Origin of the sequence: Nocardia mikamii NBRC 108933 (assembly GCF_001613505.1) — a bacterium.
GTDB lineage: Bacteria > Actinomycetota > Actinomycetes > Mycobacteriales > Mycobacteriaceae > Nocardia > Nocardia mikamii.
Window position 1 is genome coordinate 255,104 of record NZ_BDCM01000003.1, and the last position, 18,179, is coordinate 273,282.

General features: G+C 68.1%; 15 protein-coding genes and 1 pseudogene. 6 read left to right on the forward strand and 10 right to left on the reverse strand.

The genetic code is table 11. The features are described from left to right. Nucleotides 1-49: 49 nt before the first annotated feature. The 7 genes from NMI01S_RS02675 to NMI01S_RS02705 form a co-directional block, all read right to left on the reverse strand. Nucleotides 50-1,690 (reverse strand): DHA2 family efflux MFS transporter permease subunit, encoded by a 1,641-nt coding sequence (locus tag NMI01S_RS02675; protein ID WP_062994410.1) that lies wholly within the window; start codon nucleotides 1,688-1,690, stop codon nucleotides 50-52. Nucleotides 1,691-1,925: 235 nt separating this feature from the next. Beyond that, nucleotides 1,926-2,702, reverse strand: coding sequence for a phosphate ABC transporter ATP-binding protein PstB (gene pstB / locus NMI01S_RS02680; RefSeq protein WP_062994411.1), 777 nt, complete (start codon nucleotides 2,700-2,702; stop codon nucleotides 1,926-1,928). 19 nt (nucleotides 2,703-2,721) lie between these two features. Continuing rightward, on the reverse strand, nucleotides 2,722-3,621 hold the full coding sequence (pstA, locus tag NMI01S_RS02685) for a phosphate ABC transporter permease PstA (RefSeq protein WP_062994412.1): 900 nt from the start codon (nucleotides 3,619-3,621) through the stop codon (nucleotides 2,722-2,724). Further along, nucleotides 3,621-4,592 (reverse strand): phosphate ABC transporter permease subunit PstC, encoded by a 972-nt coding sequence (gene pstC / locus NMI01S_RS02690; RefSeq protein ID WP_062994740.1) that lies wholly within the window; start codon nucleotides 4,590-4,592, stop codon nucleotides 3,621-3,623. The genes pstA and pstC overlap by 1 nt, the downstream gene beginning before the upstream one ends. A 104-nt stretch (nucleotides 4,593-4,696) precedes the next feature. Beyond that, nucleotides 4,697-5,809: a phosphate ABC transporter substrate-binding protein PstS gene (gene pstS / locus NMI01S_RS02695; protein WP_062994413.1), complete on the reverse strand. Its 1,113-nt coding sequence runs from the start codon at nucleotides 5,807-5,809 to the stop codon at nucleotides 4,697-4,699. Nucleotides 5,810-6,037: 228 nt separating this feature from the next. Beyond that, nucleotides 6,038-7,039, reverse strand: a complete 1,002-nt coding sequence (gene mshD / locus NMI01S_RS02700) for a mycothiol synthase (RefSeq protein ID WP_062994414.1) — start codon at nucleotides 7,037-7,039, stop codon at nucleotides 6,038-6,040. 212 nt (nucleotides 7,040-7,251) lie between these two features. Further along, nucleotides 7,252-8,025, reverse strand: a complete 774-nt coding sequence (locus NMI01S_RS02705) for a winged helix-turn-helix transcriptional regulator (RefSeq protein WP_062994415.1) — start codon at nucleotides 8,023-8,025, stop codon at nucleotides 7,252-7,254. A 301-nt stretch (nucleotides 8,026-8,326) separates the two neighbouring features. Here NMI01S_RS02705 and NMI01S_RS02710 point away from each other — a divergent pair, with 301 nt between their 5' ends. From NMI01S_RS02710 to NMI01S_RS02735, 6 genes are all read left to right on the forward strand, one after another. Further along, nucleotides 8,327-9,133, forward strand: a complete 807-nt coding sequence (locus NMI01S_RS02710; RefSeq protein ID WP_036497841.1) for an LmeA family phospholipid-binding protein — start codon at nucleotides 8,327-8,329, stop codon at nucleotides 9,131-9,133. Beyond that, the gene (locus tag NMI01S_RS02715; RefSeq protein WP_062994416.1) at nucleotides 9,130-9,576 is read left to right on the forward strand and encodes a thioredoxin family protein; all 447 of its coding nucleotides are present in this window, start codon (nucleotides 9,130-9,132) and stop codon (nucleotides 9,574-9,576) included. The genes NMI01S_RS02710 and NMI01S_RS02715 overlap by 4 nt, the downstream gene beginning before the upstream one ends. A gap of 359 nt (nucleotides 9,577-9,935) precedes the next feature. After that, nucleotides 9,936-10,421, forward strand: coding sequence for a DUF4395 domain-containing protein (locus NMI01S_RS02720; protein ID WP_062994417.1), 486 nt, complete (start codon nucleotides 9,936-9,938; stop codon nucleotides 10,419-10,421). Between the two features lie 64 nt (nucleotides 10,422-10,485). Next, nucleotides 10,486-11,319, forward strand: coding sequence for a sulfurtransferase (locus NMI01S_RS02725; protein WP_036497794.1), 834 nt, complete (start codon nucleotides 10,486-10,488; stop codon nucleotides 11,317-11,319). 6 nt (nucleotides 11,320-11,325) lie between these two features. Then, on the forward strand, nucleotides 11,326-11,631 hold the full coding sequence (locus tag NMI01S_RS02730; protein ID WP_036497793.1) for a DUF1416 domain-containing protein: 306 nt from the start codon (nucleotides 11,326-11,328) through the stop codon (nucleotides 11,629-11,631). Between the two features lie 215 nt (nucleotides 11,632-11,846). Next, nucleotides 11,847-12,638 carry a heme-binding beta-barrel domain-containing protein gene (locus NMI01S_RS02735; RefSeq protein ID WP_062994418.1) on the forward strand — a complete coding sequence of 264 codons (792 nt, stop codon included), beginning with the start codon at nucleotides 11,847-11,849 and terminating at the stop codon, nucleotides 12,636-12,638. Nucleotides 12,639-12,993: 355 nt separating this feature from the next. On the opposite strand, the gene cydC is transcribed toward NMI01S_RS02735, so the two are convergent. The 3 genes and pseudogenes from cydC to cydB form a co-directional block, all read right to left on the reverse strand. Then, nucleotides 12,994-14,838 (reverse strand): thiol reductant ABC exporter subunit CydC, encoded by a 1,845-nt coding sequence (cydC, locus tag NMI01S_RS02740; protein ID WP_439956221.1) that lies wholly within the window; start codon nucleotides 14,836-14,838, stop codon nucleotides 12,994-12,996. 485 nt (nucleotides 14,839-15,323) lie between these two features. Further along, nucleotides 15,324-17,108: pseudogene (gene cydD, locus NMI01S_RS02745) on the reverse strand (thiol reductant ABC exporter subunit CydD); the annotation flags it as partial. A 6-nt stretch (nucleotides 17,109-17,114) separates the two neighbouring features. Continuing rightward, complete coding sequence (gene cydB, locus NMI01S_RS02750; RefSeq protein ID WP_062994419.1) at nucleotides 17,115-18,176, reverse strand: cytochrome d ubiquinol oxidase subunit II; 1,062 nt, start codon at nucleotides 18,174-18,176, stop codon at nucleotides 17,115-17,117. Nucleotides 18,177-18,179: the final 3 nt, after the last annotated feature.

The following is an 18,179-nucleotide window of genomic DNA, read 5'->3' on the forward strand; positions in this document are numbered from 1 at the left end:
TCCGGACGGAGGCCGCTGCCCGTCCGGATCGCGGACGGGCAGCGAGCTTTCATGTGCGGCTGATGGTTTCGGCTTTCGCCGGGACTTCCTCCGTGGTTCGGCCCAGCAGTAACGACGCGCCGCGCTGAGGTTTCCAGGGCAACAGTGCCGCGACGAGCGCCGCGCAGACCAGTAGTGCGCCGACCGCCGCCCAGGATGCGGCCGTCGAGCCCGCGAGGGCGGCCACCTTCATGGCATGCACCAGATCGGCTTTCGCGCCGGTGAAGAACGGGCTGATCGGTGCCTTGACGATCTCCAGCACGCTGATCGGGGTGTCGCGGGCCAGGCTCTTCTGGGTCGGATTCATGATCGCGTCCGGGATCGCGTCGATGCGGGCGCCGACTCGTCCGGTGTAGACGGAGGTCATGATCGAGCCGAGGACGGCGACGCCGAGGGTGCCGCCCACCTCGCGGGTGGTGTCGTTGACCGCCGATCCGGCGCCCGCCTCCTCGATCGGCACCGCCCCCATGATGGATTCGGTGGCCGGCCCCTGCACGACGCCGAAGCCGATGCCCATCAGCACCATCGAGACCAGAACCGTTCCCAGATAGGGTGTTTCGACGGTCACCCGGCCCGCGAAGAACATTCCGGCCGCCAGCAGGAGCAGACCGCACACCACGGTGGCGGTGGTGCCGATACGCTGCGCGGCCAGCGTCGCCAGGGGCGCGCCGAAGCCCACGGCCGCCGCGAAAGGCAAGGAGTGGATGCCGAATTCGAGGGCACTGAATTCCTTCACCCCTTGGAAGTACTGGGTGATCAGGAACAGGAATCCGAAGGCGCAGAAATAGGAGACGGTGATCGCCAGAGCCGGGATCGAGAAGCGCCGGATCCGGAACAGCCGCATGTTCAGCACCGGTGATTCGACCCGCAACTCCCAGATCACGTACAGCGCAAGCAGAATCAGCGAGAGCGCATAACCGCCGACGCTGCGCCCGGACAGCCAGCCGTGCTTCGGCGCCTCGATGATCGTCCACACCAGCGTCGTGACCGCCACCAGCGAGAGGCCGATGCCGAGCACATCGAGCCGGCCGCTGTGGTCGGCCCGCGATTCCGGGACGACGACCAGCACAGCCGCGATCGTGATCGCCGCGATCGGCACGTTGATCCAGAACACGGCGTGCCAGCTGAAGTTTTCGAGCAGCCACCCACCGGTCACCGGTCCGATCGCCACCGCGATACCGGCCATGGCGGTCCACAGCGCGATGGCCGCGGCCCGGGCGCGCGCCTCCGGAAACAGGTTGATGATCAACGCCAGCGTCGCCGGGAAGACCGCGGCGGCGAAGACGCCCATGCCGGCGCGCGCGGCGATGACCTGGCCGAGGCCCGAGGACATCGCACCGGCGGCCGACATGACGGCCACGCCCGCCAGGCCGATGATCATCAGCCGGCGGCGGCCGTAACGGTCGCCCAGATGGCCGAGCGGCAGCAGCAGCCCGGCGAACGCCAGGGTGAACGCGTCCACGATCCACTGCAGTCCGCTCATCCGCGCCTGCAACTGCACCGCCATCGACGGCAGAGCCACATTGACCAGCGTGTTGTCCAGTACGACCAGCAGTTCGGCCAGACAGATCGCGATCAACGCGAAGATCCGCATCCGCGTCGCGATCGGAATCCCCTGCTGGGGTACAGGTCTCGCCGTTGACACCGTCATCCCGCCTCCTGACTATAACGATCGGTTTAGTTCAGGAGAAAGGTAACTGTTACCGCCAGTTTCAGACAACCGACTACGGTAGGAGATGAGTGAGGACACACTCCGACCGGCTATGTGATGTGTGTCATACGTCGTTCCCGTAGTCCGGAACCGGAAAGACCCCGTCGCACCAGCGACGGGGTCTCCGAACTCGGATGGGGCGCACCCCACCAGACGCCTGAGGAGGCGGTACAGCTCAGCCGAAGCGGCCGGAGATGTAATCCTCGGTCGCCTTCTGGGTGGGGTTGGAGAAGATCCGCTCGGTCTCGTCGATTTCGATGAGCTTGCCGGGCTTGCCCTGGGCCTCCAGGTTGAAGAACGCCGTCTGGTCACTCACACGCGCCGCCTGCTGCATGTTGTGGGTGACGATGACGATCGTGTATTCCTTCTTCAGCTCGGAGATCAGATCCTCGATCGCCAGCGTGGAGATGGGGTCCAGCGCCGAACACGGCTCGTCCATCAGCAGCACGTCGGGCGAGACCGCGATCGCGCGGGCGATGCACAGACGCTGCTGCTGACCGCCGGACAGGCCACCGCCCGGCTTGTCGAGACGATCCTTCACCTCGTTCCAGAGGTTGGCGCCGCGCAGCGAGCGCTCGGCGACCTCGTCGAGCTCCTTGCGGTTGCGCACCCCCTGCAGCTTCAGTCCGGCCACCACGTTGTCGCGAATCGACATGGTGGGGAACGGGTTCGGCCGCTGGAACACCATGCCGATGGTGCGCCGCACGCCGACCGGGTCGACCGCGGAGCCGTAGATGTCCTCACCGTCGAGCAGCACCGCGCCCTCGACACGGGCATTCGGCGTCACCTCGTGCAGGCGGTTGAGCGAACGCAGCACCGTCGACTTACCGCAACCGGACGGACCGATGAAAGCGGTGACGCTGCGCGGCAATACGGTCAGCGACACATCGGATACGGCGTGGAATTTGCCGTAGTAGATGTTGAGATCTTTGACGTCGATCCGCTTGGCCATTGTCGTATTCCGTTCGCTTCTATCGATTCCGCGTGAGCAGTTTGTTGACCACGGCCGCGCCGATGTACAGCAGGGCGATGATCAGGATCAGCGTCAGCGACGCGCCCCACACTCGCATCCGGCCGGCCGCTTCCGGGTTGGCCAGTTCCTGGTAGATCATCAGTGGCAGCGAGGCCATGTTTCCGTTGAAGATGTCGAAATTGATCGACTTCGAATAGCCGACGAGGACCAGCACCGGCGCGGTTTCACCCATGACGCGGGCGACCGCGAGCAACATACCGCTGATCATGCCGGGCAGAGCGGTGGGCACGACGATCCGCAGGATCGTCTTCCATTTCGGAATGCCCAGCGCGTACGAGGCCTCGCGCAATTCGTCGGGTACGAGTTTGAGCATTTCCTCGGTACTGCGCACCACCACGGGCAACATCAGCAGCACCAGAGCCAGCGACACCGCGAAGGCCGACTGCGGGAAACCGAAGGTGGCGATCCACAGCGCGAAGACGAACAGCGCGGCCACGATCGAGGGCACACCGGCGAGGATGTCGACCATGAAGGTGGTCGTCTTCGCCAGCCAGCCGCGACCGTATTCGACCAGGTAGACCGCGGCCATGATGCCCAGCGGCACCGCGATCACCGCGGCGACCGCCGATTGCACGATCGTTCCGTAGATCGCGTGGTACACGCCGCCCGCGAACTGGTCGGGCAGCACGCCCTTCTGCGATTTGGTCCACCAGCCGCTGCTGACGATCGCGTGGAAACCCTTGTTGAGCACCAGGATCAGCACCCAGCCCAGTGGCACCAGCGCGATGCCGAAGCACAGCCACATGACCGAGGTGGCGAGGTTGTTGCGAACCTTGCGGCCCAGGCTCACGTGGCGGAACGTGGGCGCCTTGATCGGCTTGTCCAACGTGGTGGTCATCACCCGTTCACCTTCCCGCCGGCGGCGATCCGAGCCAGGGCATTGACGATGAAGGTCAGCGCGAACAGGACGAAGCCCGCCGCGATGTAGGCGCCGGTGGGCAGCGCCTGGCTGAATTCCGAAGCGGCCGAGGCGATCTTGGAGGCGAAGGTGTAGCCGCCGTCGAACAGCGACCAGTGGCCGGGTGTCGCGGCGGTACGCAGCACGATCAGCACCGCGATGGTTTCACCGAGCGCGCGGCCGAGGCCCAGCATGGAACCGGCGATCACACCGCTGCGGCCGTACGGCAGCACGGTCATCCGCACCACCTCCCATTTGGTGGCGCCCAGGGCCTGCGCGGCCTCGATGTGCGCCCGGGGAGTCAGGTGGAAGACCTCGCGGCTGACCGAGGTGATGATCGGCAGGATCATCACCGCGAGCACGACACCGGCGGTGAAGATCGTGCCACCGCCGCTGATGGAGACGTTGCCGTCCTTGAACAGGAAGAACCAGCCCAATTTGTCGTTCAGGAATTGTTCGAAGGGTGCCAGCTTCTGGGCCAGCACCAGGAAACCCCACAGACCGAACACGATCGAAGGCACCGCCGCGAGCAGATCGACCAGCATCGCGAACGGACGCGACAACACCTTCGGCGCGTACTGCGTCAGGAACAACGCGATACCGACACCGAGCGGCACGGCGATCAGCAGTGCCAGCAGCGAACTCAGCACCGTGACCATGAACAGGTCGCGGATGCCGAAGTGCATGTTGTCGGCATTGGTGACGTTGAACTCGGCGCTGGTGAAGAAGTTCGCCTTGTTCGCCGCCACCGACGGCACCGCGCGAATCAGCAGAAACAGCGCGATGAGCGCGATCGCCGCGACGATCGTCGCCCCGGCGGCCGTGGCCAGGGAACGGAAAACGGTCTCCCCCCGGCGGCTGTGACCGCCGGTGTCGCGACCGGCCGGCTTGGTGCTCGACTCACTCGGCATGGAGGAAGTATCTCCCGGCGGGACTTCATTGCCCGTCCGCGGGCCGGTCGAATCCGACTGGCCCGCGGCGGTGACTTCGTCGTGGACGGTCATGGGGTTCGCAATCAGGAGATGGCGTTGATCGCGGTGGTCAGCTTGGTCTTGAACGCATCCGGGATCGGCACGTAGCCGGAGTCCTCGAGTCCGTTCTGACCGTTGGTGATCGCCGAGGTCAGGAACGCCTTGACGGCCTTGCCGGTGTCGGCGTCGGCGTACTTCGAGCACACGATCTCGTAGGTGGCCAGCATGATCGGGTAGGCGCCCGGGTCGGTCGGCTTGTAGAACGAGTTGGTGTCGATGATCAGGTCGTTGCCCTGACCGACGATCTTCGCGGAGGCGATGGCCTTACCGGCCGACTCCGCGTTGAGCGCCACCGGCTTCACCGCGGCGTCGGTGATGATCTGCGCGGTGGACAGGTTCTGCGACCGGGCGAAGGACCACTCGTTGTACGTGATGGAGCCCTTGGTGCTCTTGATGGCGGCCGAGGTGCCCTCGTTGCCCTTCGCGCCCTCGCCGATGCCGCCGGCGAACGCCTTGCCCGCACCCTTGCCCCATGCGCCGTTGGAGGCGGCGTCCAGGTAGCGCTGGAAGTTGTCCGTGGTGCCCGACTCGTCGCTGCGGAAGATCACGTGGATCTGGTCCGACGGCAGGTTCACGCCCTGGTTCAGGCCCTTGATCGCCGGGTCGTCCCACTTGGTGATGGTGCCGTTGAAGATCTTCGCCGCGGTCGGGCCGTCGAGGGTCAGGTTGGTGACACCGTCGAGGTTGTAGGTGACGGCGATCGGACCGAAGACCGTCGGCAGGTTCCAGGCCGGTGCGCCACAGCGGTCGGCGGCCTTCTTCGGCTCGTCCTTCTTCGGGTCCAGAGCCGAGTCCGAACCACCGAAATCGGTCTGGCCACCGACGAACTCGTTCACGCCGGCGCCGGAGCCGCTGGAGGTGTAGTCCAGCTTCGCGCCGTCGCAGTTCTGCTCGTAGGCGGCGATGAAGCGGTCCATCGCGTTCTTCTGAGCGGAGGATCCGCTGGCCTTCAGAGCCTTCTTGCCACCGCAGGCCACATCGACCTTGGTGGTGTTACCGGTCGCGGCCGAGTTGTCGTCGCTACCACAGGCAGTCAGTGTCAGAGTGCCGGCTGCCGCCAGCACGCCGAGGAGAGCGCCGCTGCGCTTGAAATTCACCTGTTCCTCCGGGAAACGCTTCGTACACGTCCGATCCCTCAACGACCGGACGGGTCCTGTGGGTGGCCGTTCGCAGAGAACTTGCGCACCGAGCAGCGAATGCCGCCCACGATCAAAGTAGATTCGTCCGGTTGACAGCGGGACCTGGGCAAGTGAACGCAGAGTGAACAACCCGGCGCGATTGCGGTTCGAACCTGTGAGATTTGCCGCAGCGTTACTGAGGGCGGATCACCGGGCGGTGTAGGCGGCGTCGATGTGGGCCGTCTCGAACCCGAGACGAGTGTAGGTGTGCACGGCCGCGGTGTTGTCGGCCTCGGTGTAGAGGATCACCGCGCCGAGACCACGATCGCGCAGATAGTGCAGGCCCGCGAGGGTGAGCACGCGCCCCAGACCGCGCCCCTGGGCGGCCGGGTCGATGGCGACCACATAGACCTCACCGACCGCGTCCGAGGTTTCGTCCGGTTCGTGCACCTTGGTCCAGTGAAAGCCCAGGATATGCGTGGGATCCGCGGGATCGGCGGCAATGAACAGACCCTTCGGGTCGAACCAGGGCGCCGCCCGCCGGACCGCGATCTCGGCCTCGGTCCAGCCGCTCTGCTCCGGATGCCAGTCGAAGGCGGCGTTGTTGACCCGCAGGAGCTCCGCGTCGTCGGCGGGCCCGGCATAGGTCCGCAGCACGATGTCGGCGGGCACCTCCAGCTCCGGTAGCTCGACGGTTGCCCGATCGCCGCCCGGAGCCTTCGCCAGGGCCCGTCGCATCTGCCACAGCTCCCGCGCGACGGTCAGTCCGAGCCGCCCCGCGACCGCCCGCGCCGGCGCCAGATTGCCGTGCGCCCAGATCCGCGCACCCGGGCCACCCGCTTCGAGGGCCGCGGCGACGAGCGTCGCGCCGATCCCGCGTCCGCGCACCCGCGGATCCACGACGGCTTCGGCCATCGCCGGGTGATCACCGTGCGCGGGAACGAGATTCGCGTACGCGACGAATTCGCCGTCGCGCTCGACGGCGAGGTGCCGCGTCCGTCCGACCGGCGCACCGGCACCGGCATCGGCATCGGCATCGGCACGGTCGTGTTCGGCCGGCCCGGATGCGGTCACCGAGAGCACCGCTTGTTCGGAGATCGGCGCGACCGCGTCGGCGGCACTCGCGCGTTCCACCAGGTCCACGATCTTCGCCGCGGTCGCTGGAGCCAATTCGGTGGTCCAGTCCGGCACCTGCACGCTCACACCCATTCCTCGCTCATCCGTTCACGTCCGCCGGCCAACCGGCTCTTCCGACAACCGGCCCCTTCCGACAACCGGCGCGGCTACCGCCGTGATTCCCGCCCGCGGCCGGCATCTGTCCCGGCTGCCGGTTTCGTTCGGGCGCAATCCTTTTCGCCGACCGAGCGGCCGCGCCGCAACCAACCGCACCGGCGTCCCGTTCGCGCCCCGGCCCACAGACCTCAGGACGGACTGCCGTTGACCTGGGTCAACTGGTTGTCGTCGGCGCCGTCGTCGCCCTCGTCCGGTATGCCGGCCGGCTGCTCACCGCCCTTGTTGTTGGCCGAGCGCGCCGGGCGAACCGCCTTGTAACCGACGTTGCGGACGGTGCCGATCAGCGACTCGTATTCGCTGCCGAGTTTGGCTCGCAACCGCCGCACGTGCACGTCGACCGTGCGGGTTCCGCCGAAGAAGTCGTAACCCCAGACCTCCTGCAGCAACTGCGCGCGGGTGAAGACCCGGCCGGCGTGCTGCGCGAGATATTTCAGCAGCTCGAATTCCTTGTAGGTCAGGTCGAGCGGGCGGCCGCGCAACCGCGCGGTATAGGTGCCCTCGTCGATGACCAGTTCGCCGAGCGTGATCTTGCCGGTGTTCTCCGGACTGGCCGCGCCGCCGTTGCGTGCGACCAGCAGACGCAATCGGGCGTCGAGTTCCGCGGGGCCGGTTCCCGGCAACAGGATGTCGTCCAGTCCCCAATCGGCGTTGACCGCGACCAGACCGCCCTCGGTCAGCACCGCCACCACGGGCACCGAGGAACCGGTGCTGCCGAGCAGTCTGCACAGTCCGCGCGCGGCGGCCAGGTCGGTGCGGGCATCGACCAGAGCCACATCCGCCGTCCCCGCCTCGAGCAGCGACGCCACCTCGGTGGGCGCGGGCCGCACATTGTGCGGCAGCAGCGCCAGCGACGGCAGCACGGCTTCCGGGTTCGGATCGGAGGTCAGCAGGAGCAGCTCCACCGGCTCTCCTCCCAATCTGGCATGTCCGCGGGCAACCTCGACGTCATTCGCGAATCCATGCGCGTCGGCACTGGTAATTCGTGCCTACATTAGCGCGTGCGGGGCCCCGATCATGTATTCCGCACTCGCACGGGGACCAGGGGTGATGGCCACCGCCGGGCCCACACCCGCGCGCCCCGCACCGTCCGGGCAGATATCTTCGTACCGGGTAGCCTCTTCTCGGGACACCCACGCCTGGCACCCCTCCGCGCGCGACCGCCGCGTTCCGCGCGCCCGGACGGCCTGAACTCGGAGCATGTGGATGAGAAAACTGATCGTCGGACTGCTGCTGGTGGTCGCGATCGCCGTAGTGGTCGATTTCACTGCGGCGGCCTACTCGGAGTACCGGGTTTCGCGGTCGCTGCGGGCCGGCGGTGAACTCAGCGCCGACCCCGAAGTGACCATTCACGGATTTCCGTTCCTGGCCCAGACCGCGCGCGGCGACTACCGCAATCTCGAGATCCGGGCACGCGCGAACCGTCCCGACATCCCGGGCGAAATCTTGGTCGAAGCCACCCTGAACGGCGTCCACCTGTCGATGCACGATCTGGTGGACAACGACATGCGCTCGGTGATGGTCGACCAGGTGGCCGGCCGGATGCGGATCGAGCCGGTCGAACTGGGGCGGCTGTTCAACATTCCGGACCTCGAGGTGGTCACCCGCCCGGCCGACAAATCCGACGGCACCGGCGGTTCCGGCGGCTCGGGCATGACCACCCAGGGCGCGCTGGTCCTCACCGGCACCATCCAGCTCGGACCCGAGACCCGCAGTACCGATCGGGTCAGCGTGAAGGCCGATCTGTTCCTCGACGGCGATCAGATCAAACTGGTGGCCACCGACCTGTATCACGGTGGCGTCGAGAGCAACGCGCCGACGACCACCGCCGCCGAACTGGGTCCCGACCTGGACAAGGCCGCGGTCCTGGCCCGCTTCACCCGCACCATCGACACCAAGGATCTGCCGTTCGGGGTGCCCCCGAAGAAGGTGCAGGCCATCGGCGGCAATATCGTGGTAGAGGGTGAAGGGGAGAATATTCGCATTGATATGGACAGGTTTGCCCGACCATGATTGAACTCACGATTCTGGCCGTCGTCCTGCTGGCCGGGGTGGCCGCGGGTGTCGCCCTGCGCTACCGCGAGGGCCGCGTGCGGACCGCCCAGACCACCGAGATCGCGGGTTCCCGCACCGAACTGCTCAGCGCGGTCGGTGTCACCGAGGCGGTACCGGCCGTTGTGCACTTCTCCGCCGAATGGTGCGGTCCCTGCGCCGCGGTCCGGCGGGTGGTGGCCGGGGTGGTCGCCGATCTGGCCGATACCGTGCAGCCGCCCCGCGACGTCGAGATCGATATCGACGCCGAGGCCGAACTCGCGCGCGAGCTCAACGTCCTGTCGCTGCCCACCACGTTCGTCTTCGACGCCCACGGGCGAGAGCGGTTCCGGATCTCCGGTGTGCCCAAGGCCACCGATCTGCGTAGTGCCCTGGCGCCACTGACGGTCCCCGAGGCGGCCTGAACTTCCTGCTCACAAGGGCTTTACGAGCGTCGTTTCGCGCGGCGCGCGAGCCGTCCACGCGCCCGGCGCCCGGTCGAGTTTCGTACCCCGGGTCCAATTCCCTCCCGAAACCGGGTAAACTGCTTGGCGTGCAAACCCGCCGAGAGCTGATGCTCACCCGACGCCGCACAGTCGATCTGTGCCGCCTCGGCGGTTGTTGCTGCCTGTGCATGTAGCCGGTCGGCCTTTCGTATCCCTGCCGCCGACCGGTTTCTCCACCGCGTGTGAGATCTCCTCGATCCCCCGGTGATCCGACCTATCTGACGGATAACCCGCAACCGGATAAGCCAGATAAGCCTTCCTTCAGCGCAGGAGCCCCCGTGCCTCAGAACACCAACTCACCCACCGGTCAGGTGGACGTCCGCGGACCGCGGTTCGCGGCGTGGATCACCACCGGTGTCCTCGTGCTGGTCCTGATCGTCTCCGCCTTCTCCACGCCCGCCGCGGCGGTGCTGATCGCCCTGCAGGCGATCGTCTTCGCCCTCGGCGCCCTGTACGGCCCGCGGCGCAGCCCCTACGGGTGGTTGTTCGCCACCTTCGTCGCGCCGCGCGTCGGTCCGGCGACCGAGACCGAGCCGGTGCCGCCGCTGCGGTTCGCGCAGCTGGTCGGTCTCGTCTTCGCGATCGTCGGCTTCGTCGGCTTCGCGGCCGGCTCCGGCGTGGTGGGTGCGATCTTCACCGCCTTCGCGCTGTTCGCGGCGTTCCTCAACGCGGCGTTCGGAATCTGCCTGGGCTGCAAGATCTATCCGCTCGCCCAGCGGGTCACCTCGCGAACCCCGGTCACTTCGGGCAGCTCGACGAACTGACCGGCCCCACAATCCACCGTTCATCTCTCCACATACCCCGGCAAGTCACATCGAAAGGAACAACATGGCTCGCTCCGATGTCCTGGTCTCCGCAGACTGGGTCGAAGAGAACCTCAACACCCCCGGCGTCGTGATCGTCGAGGTCGACGAGGACACCTCCGCCTACGACACGGGCCACATCGAAGGTGCCGTCAAGCTCGACTGGAAGAAGGATCTGCAGGATCCGGTTCGGCGTGACTTCGTCAACCGGGAGCAGTTCTCGGATCTGCTGTCGGCCCGCGGTATCGGCAACGACGACACCGTCGTTCTCTACGGTGGCAACAACAACTGGTTCGCGGCCTACGCGTACTGGTACTTCAAGCTCTACGGCCACCAGAACGTCAAGCTGCTCGACGGCGGCCGCAAGAAGTGGGAGCTCGACGCCCGCCCGCTGTCGACCGACGCGGTGACCCGTCCGGCGACCACCTACAAGGCCTCCGAGCAGGACCTGTCGATCCGCGCCTTCCGCGACGACGCCATCCAGGCCATCGGCGTCAAGAACCTCGTCGACGTGCGTTCGCCCGACGAGTTCTCCGGCAAGATTCTCGCTCCCGCGCACCTGCCGCAGGAGCAGAGCCAGCGTCCCGGCCACATCCCCGGCGCCATCAACGTGCCGTGGAGCAAGGCCGCGAACGAGGACGGAACCTTCAAGTCCGACGAGGAACTGGCTTCCATCTACAAGGAAGCGGGCCTGGACGGCGAGAAGGAGACCATCGCCTACTGCCGCATCGGTGAGCGCTCGTCGCACACCTGGTTCGTGCTGCAGGAGCTGCTGGGCCACAAGAACGTCAAGAACTACGACGGGAGCTGGACCGAATACGGCTCCCTCGTCGGTGCACCGATCGAGTTGGGAGCGTAAATAGATATGTGTGCAGCACCTACCCAGGGTCAGGCCCTTCCGGCCAACGTCGACACCGAGAAGGAGACCGTCCTCACCGGACGCGTCCTCGATGCGGACGGTAACCCGGTAGGCGGCGCCTTCGTCCGCCTGCTGGACTCGAGCGACGAGTTCACCGCCGAGGTCGTGGCCTCCGGCACCGGTGATTTCCGCTTCTTCGCCGCGCCCGGCACCTGGACCATCCGGGCCCTGTCGTCGGCCGGCAACGGTTCGGCCAAGGTCAGCCCCGAAGGGGCGGGCGTCCACAACGTCGACGTGAGCGTCGCCAAGTAACACCGACGCGGAGCGTCGCCGGCAGGCGCCGGAAAACTGCGCTCATCGCACGCGAACGGCCCCGGGATTCGTTTTCCCGGGGCCGTTTTCGTCTTCGCCGGGCGGGTCGTTAAACTCCGATATGTGGTCTTAACCTTCGAGATTCTGCTGGTCATCTGCTCCGTGCTGATCGCCTGGTTCGGGCTGTACGTCCTCTACCGGCTCTTCACCGAGTCGTGACCGATTCGGCGAGCGAGAACGTCGAAAACGCAGCGACCAACGGTCACGCCTCACAGGCGCACGCCGAGGGGCGCGAGCCCGATGACGCGGCTCGCCGCAGTACGGATGATGCGGCTCGCCGCAGTTCCGATGATGCGGCTCGCCGCAGTACGGATGACGCGGCTCGCCGCAGTGGCGACGAGGCGGTAGCCGACGCTGCCGAGCGCGCCAAATCCACCGGCGGCCGCAACATCCCGCAGCTGCCGGGGTTGCCGCTGCCCGAGGACACCGCGAATCTGCGGCTGGGTCCCGATCTGAGCGCCTCCATGCTCGCGCTGCTGCCCCTGGTGGGCGTCTGGCGCGGGGAGGGCGAGGGCAACGATCCCGAGCGCGGCGGCGACTACCACTTCGGCCAGCAGATCATCGTCTCCCACGACGGCGGCGACTATCTGTCCTGGGATTCCCGTTCCTGGGTCATCGACGCCGAAGGCGACTACTCCGGCCCCGATCTGCGTGAAAGCGGCTTCTGGCGGGTCGGCATCGACGGCGACGACGAGGTCATCGAACTCCTGCTGACCCACAGCTCCGGAATCGTCGAACTCTTCTACGGTCAGGCCCTGACCCAGTCGTCCTGGGAACTGGCCACCGATGTCGTGATCCGCAGCCAGTCCGGCGCGGTGGTCGGCGGCGCCAAACGCCTGTACGGCATCGTCGAAGGTGGCGACCTCGGCTACGTCGAGGAACGAGTGGAAGCCGACGGCGCCCTGAAGCCCCGCCTCTCCGCCCGCCTCCAGCGCTACATCGGCTGAGCCGAGCCCGGGCAACGTCGGCCCTGATCTCAGGCGGAAAGAGCACGGCCCCCGAGCCTTACCGCGGAGACTGGTCTCTCGCGGTCCCGGTCGGACAAACCGGGGGCTCGGGGGCCGGGTGACTGCCTGGGATTAGTTCAGCGCTCGCGCGGGGACCGAATCCACTGCAGCGGGCCGCGGTTCGAAGACCGCGGCTGTGGCGCTCAACCGGCAGCCACCTCACGCGTCCTCTGAATAACCATTCTTCGAACCACCTCCTTTCCCGTGTACAGACGAAACTACCGGCCGCGGGCGAGGGGCCGCAACGGATTTTTCGCAGAGCCGAATCCCGGCGCCGACCTGGGCGTTCGCCGGATCAGGCGGTGACGCGGCGAGTGATCGATATCTCGCCGCCGGGTGCCACCGTGACCACGGTGTCGGCGCCGTGATCGGGGGGCAGCTGATGGGTGACGACGACCACCGTGCGGTCCGGGTCGACGAGCCCGCTGGTTTCGTCGAGCAGCGCGCGCAGCAGTTCGGCACCCGCCCCCGCCTCCATATGTTCGGTGGGTTCGTCCAGCAGCAGGGTGTCGGCGGGGGCGACCAGAGCGCGCGCCAGCAGCAGACGGCGGCGCTGCCCGCCCGAGAGTGCGGCCGCGCCGCCGACCAGATCCGTGTCCACCCCGTCCGGCAGGGCGTCGAGCCACGGACCGGAACCGACCGCGCGCACAGCGTTTTCGGCCTCCGCATCGGTCACGTCGCCGCGCGCCACCCGGAGGTTCTCCAGGACGGACGTACCGAAGACGTGGGCGTCCTCGGCGAAGAAGGTCCGGCCGGCGCGCGGTGTGTCGAACAGTCCGGCCCAGCTCATCAGCAGCGTGGTCTTACCCGCCCCGCTCGGGCCGATCACCGCGATCCGGCGGCCCGGCGGAAGGTCGGGCAGGGCGCGAATCAGCCGTGCGCGCAGATCACCGGACGCGCCATCGGCCGGCGCCGAGGCATCGTCGTCGACAGCGACAGCCCGCGCCGCCGGCTCGGCCGGGTCGAGGGCACGAATGCGGCGCAGGGCGGCGCGGCCCTTGGTGAGGGCCTGCGCCGCGGCGGGCAGCACCGCCACGGCCTCGAATGCCGACAGTGGCAGCAACACCAGTATCGCGAAGGCCATCGGGGTGATACCGCCCGCCGGTGCGGGTTGCAGGGGCTCGGCCGATGCGCCGAAGCCGTTGCCGTACAACACGATTCCGATCAGCAACGCGCCGAGCACGCTGGCTCCGACGGACAGCGGGGTCGCCGCGGCCGCCCAGGCGCTGCGTGCGGCCGCCCGGTCCTCGGCGCGCACCGCGCGTGCCGACGCGGTCGTGGCCGCCGTCATCGCCGCGTCGAGCCGTCCGGCGACTCGTAGCTCGGCGGCGTGATCGAGCACGGTGACGGCCGCGGCCCGGAACTCGCCACGATCGGATTGCACGGCCAGTTCGGCGTCCCTGGCCGCCCGCGCGGACAGCCAGGGCGCGAACCCGCCGGAGACCAGCAGGGCGACCGCGAGGATCACACCGGCCGGCACGGAAATGGTCGCGAGCAGGGCGACGGCGGCGACCGAGAGCAGGATCGCCACCACGATGGGAACCACCGCCCGCACGATCACCGCGCCCAGGTCAGAGATATCGGCGCCGATCCGGGTGAGCAGATCGCCCCGGCGCAGTAGACCGGTCCCCCGTCCGGCACCGCTACCCGAGTCCGGACGGCCGGCTTCTCCCGCAGGTGCCAGGCCCGCGGGCCGACGTCGCAGCCGCTCGGCTCGACCGGCATCGCGCGAGTCGCCCGCGCTCTCACGCCGCAGCGTGGACGACGAACCAGAAGCACCGTCGGCGCCGCGTTCCGTCGAACCGGTGACGTCGCCCTCGGACCGGCCGTCGCGTCGCAGGGTCCAGAAATCGGCGCGGGCGAGAGCCGCGTATACCGACGTACGGGCGGTGGTCATCGCGCGCAGTGCCACGTCGTGGGTCGCCAGCCGCTCGATGTAGCGGAACAGCCCGCGGGAGATACCCAGCGCCCGCACCGCGACCACGGCGACGCTGAGGTCCAGCACCGGCGGCATCTGCCACGCCCGCGCGATCAGCCACGCCGCCAACGCCGCCAACGCCAGTCCACTGCCCAGCGCGATCGTCCCCCAGCAGATCGATACGACCACGCGCCACGGCGAGATCTCCGAAATTCGCCGCAGCTCTCGTAGTTCGGACCACAGGGATTTCACGGCGTCCACTCCCCCGTCCTCGCCGGGCCGCTGCCGATCGGCGCAACGGGCGTGCCCGGTGGGTGCTCATCGCCACCCGGCACCTGGCCCGCCCGATCTGCGACGTGCTCCGGACCATCCGATTCGCGAGCCCGCTCGGGGCACGTTTTCGCGTCCGCGTCCCCGGTGCGCTCCGGCACACCATCCGACCGCGAGGTACCTGGCCCGGAACAGGTGGCGTCCTGTCCTTCCGTGCCCGGGGATTCGGGGTGACGATCCGCGCCGCCGGGAAGGTCGCGATTTTCGCGAAAGCCATCGCCCGTGCGCCGAGCCCGCCCTGCGGCGCGATTCGCCAGTCCTTCTTCGAGGTCGTCGCACGCCCGCGAACCGCCGAACCCGTCGATCGGTGGCTGCGCCCGGCCACGGTCGAGATAGGCCGGCTCCTGTTGCGCGGCAGGATGTTCCGCCGGATTCGACGCCGTCCGAGCGCGTACCTCGATGATGTGATCGGCGATCGCGAGGACCGACGGCCGGTGCGCTACCACGACGACCGTCGCACCCGCGCGGGCCCGTTCGGTGAGGGCGGCGAGAACGGTGGCTTCGCTGCGCTCGTCGAGATGGGCGGTGGGCTCGTCGAACAGCAGAATCGGGCGGTCGGCGGCCAGTACACGTACCAATGCCAGGCGTTGGCGCTGGCCGAGGGACAGGCCGAGGCCACCGGGGCCCGACACGGTGTCCCACCCGTCCGGAAGTTCGGCGAGGACCTCGTCGAAACCCGTTGCCGCGCAGGCCTTGTCGACGGCTGCGGCGCGGCGGGCCGCCTCGTCGCCGTTCTCACCGCACCCGGCCGCGCGGGCTCGGGCGCCGAAGAGTTCGAGGTTCTCGCGCAAGGTGCCGGGCAGCAGCACCGGGCGTTGCGGCAACCAGGCGATATGCGACCACCATACGTCCGGATCGAACTCGCCGACCGGGCGCCCGCCCACCAGAACCGCACCCCGGTCCGGTGACATCAAACCCAATATCACTTGCAGCGCAGTCGATTTCCCGCTTCCGTTGGGGCCGACGAGAGCGGTCACCGCCCCCGGACGCAGCACACCCGACAATCCGGCGGGGGCGTCCCCGTCCCGCGCGCGCACCCACACATCACACAGCTCGATATCTTCGGCCCCCGGTTCGACCGTCGCCGGGACTCGCACCGCGGGCGGTTCGCCGTATCGCCGAGCCGTGGGGGCATCTGCCCGGGGAGATCCGCTGGGCACGTGGCCCGCGACCGAGCCGTCCGGGTCCAAAACCCCGAAAGCTCGTTCGGCAGCGGCCATTCCGTCCTGCGCGGCATGGAATCTCTCCCCGACCGCACGCAGCGGCAGATAGACCTCCGGGGCGAGGATCAGGCCCAGCAGGCCCGCATACAACCCCATATGCCCGAAGACCAGCCGCATGCCGATCGACACGGCGACCAGTGCCACGCACAGGGTGGCCAGCATTTCCAGCACCATCGACGACAGGAACGCCATCCGCAGTGTCGCCATGGTCCGCTTGTGCAGCGCCTCGCCCAGTTCGCGGACGCGATGTCGCATGGTCGGCGAACCGTCTTCGGCCGCACCGGTTTCCCGGCCGAGCGCCCGCAGCGTCGGCATCCCGGCGAACAGGTCGAGCATCTGCTCCGACAGCCGGGTGGTGGCGGCCAGGGCGTCGGCGGCACGGCCCTGGGTCATCAGCCCGATCAGGATCATGAAGATCGGGATCAACGGCAGCGTCACCAGGATGATGATCGCCGCGGCGAGGTCGTGCACGGCGATCACGGTCAGCACGATGGGCGGTACCAGCATCGCGAGCAGCAGCGCCGGCAGATAGCCGGTGAGGTAGGCGCGCAGACCGCCCAGTCCGTCGCCGACCACCACCGCGAGTTCGGTACGCCGGCTTTCCATTTCGCGCGGCGGCAGGGCGGCTCCGGCGGCCAGCACGGAATTCTCCAGTTCCGCGACCACCTGCGCTCCGGCCCGATGCGCGAGCCGCGACTGCCACCAGCTCGCCAGCGTCCGCACCGCGATGGCTGCCGCCAGGATCGCCAGCTCGGCCGTCCACGCGCCGACCGTGCGCCGGCCGGGATCGGTGATGACGCCCGCCGCGATCCGGGCCAGCATCAGCGCCGCGACCACGATGCCCGCCGTGATGACCAGCGACAGTCCCACGCTGACGATCAGGTAGCGGCGGGCCGAGCGGGCGTGGCGCCACAGCCGGGGGTCGACGGGTCGGGCCATCGGGACCTACCGCGCGCCGCTGCGCATCGACAGGCCGATCGGCGCGGGGATCTGCTCGACGGTGATGCGCTTGCGGAAGACCCAGTACGTCCAGCCCTGGTAGATCAGCACGACCGGAGTCAGCACCACCGCGACCCAGCTCATCACGACCAGCGTGTAGTGCGTGGAGGAGGCGCTGACGGTGGGATGTCCGTCCACCATCCGGCCGTCGACGGTGAGCCCGTAGGCGGCGTCGATGGTGGACGGCAGCACGTACGGGAACAGTGCACCGAACAGCAGCACGATCGCGGCGACCACGGTGACGGCGGTGCCGGTGAATGCCCAGCCGTCACGGTGCCGCAGCACCGCACCGCCCGCGAGCAGCAGGCCGAAGACCGCCACGCCCAACGGAATCCACGTCCATCCCTGGCCGTGGGCCAACTGCGTCCACAGCGCGAACGCGCCGGCGACCACGGTGGCAGGCAACCAGACGACGCGGGCGATCCGCTCGGCGCTGTCACGAATATCGCCGCCGGTCTTCAAGGCGATGAAGACCGCACCGTGCAGGATGAACAACAGCAGCAACGTCAGGGCGCCGAGCAGACCGTAGGGGTTGATCAGGCCGAGCAGACCGCCCTCGATCTGCTTGTGCGCGTTCAGCTGTACCCCGTGCACGATATTCGCGAAGGCGAGCCCCCAGGCCAGCGCGGGCACCCAGGAACCGAAGACGATCGCGGCGTCACACCACCGGTACCAGCGCGGGTCGTGGATCTTGCCGCGCCATTCGATCGCCACCGCACGCACGATCAACGCCACCAGGATCAGCAGCAGCGCCAGGTAGAACCCGGAGAACAGGCTGGCGTACCACTCCGGGAAGGCGGCGAACATCGCACCGCCGGCGGTGATCAGCCACACCTCGTTGCCGTCCCAGACCGGACCGATCGTGTTGAGTACGGCGCGTTTTCGCGTCTGGTCGCCGCGTCCGATGATCGGCATCAGTATTCCGACGCCGAAATCGAAGCCCTCGAGCACGAAGTAGCCGGTGAACAGCACACCGATCAGCAAGAACCAGAATTCGGGCAGACTCATCCT

Coding starts and splice junctions, on each gene's coding strand:
- NMI01S_RS02675 (WP_062994410.1), bottom strand. CDS start 1,690: ATGACGGTGTCAACGGCGAGACCTGTACCCCAGCAGGGGATTCCGATC.
- pstB (WP_062994411.1), bottom strand. CDS start 2,702: ATGGCCAAGCGGATCGACGTCAAAGATCTCAACATCTACTACGGCAAA.
- pstA (WP_062994412.1), bottom strand. CDS start 3,621: ATGACCACCACGTTGGACAAGCCGATCAAGGCGCCCACGTTCCGCCAC.
- pstC (WP_062994740.1), bottom strand. CDS start 4,592: ATGCCGAGTGAGTCGAGCACCAAGCCGGCCGGTCGCGACACCGGCGGT.
- mshD (WP_062994414.1), bottom strand. CDS start 7,039: ATGGGTGTGAGCGTGCAGGTGCCGGACTGGACCACCGAATTGGCTCCA.
- NMI01S_RS02710 (WP_036497841.1), top strand. CDS start 8,327: ATGAGAAAACTGATCGTCGGACTGCTGCTGGTGGTCGCGATCGCCGTA.
- NMI01S_RS02715 (WP_062994416.1), top strand. CDS start 9,130: ATGATTGAACTCACGATTCTGGCCGTCGTCCTGCTGGCCGGGGTGGCC.
- NMI01S_RS02725 (WP_036497794.1), top strand. CDS start 10,486: ATGGCTCGCTCCGATGTCCTGGTCTCCGCAGACTGGGTCGAAGAGAAC.
- NMI01S_RS02730 (WP_036497793.1), top strand. CDS start 11,326: ATGTGTGCAGCACCTACCCAGGGTCAGGCCCTTCCGGCCAACGTCGAC.
- cydB (WP_062994419.1), bottom strand. CDS start 18,176: ATGAGTCTGCCCGAATTCTGGTTCTTGCTGATCGGTGTGCTGTTCACC.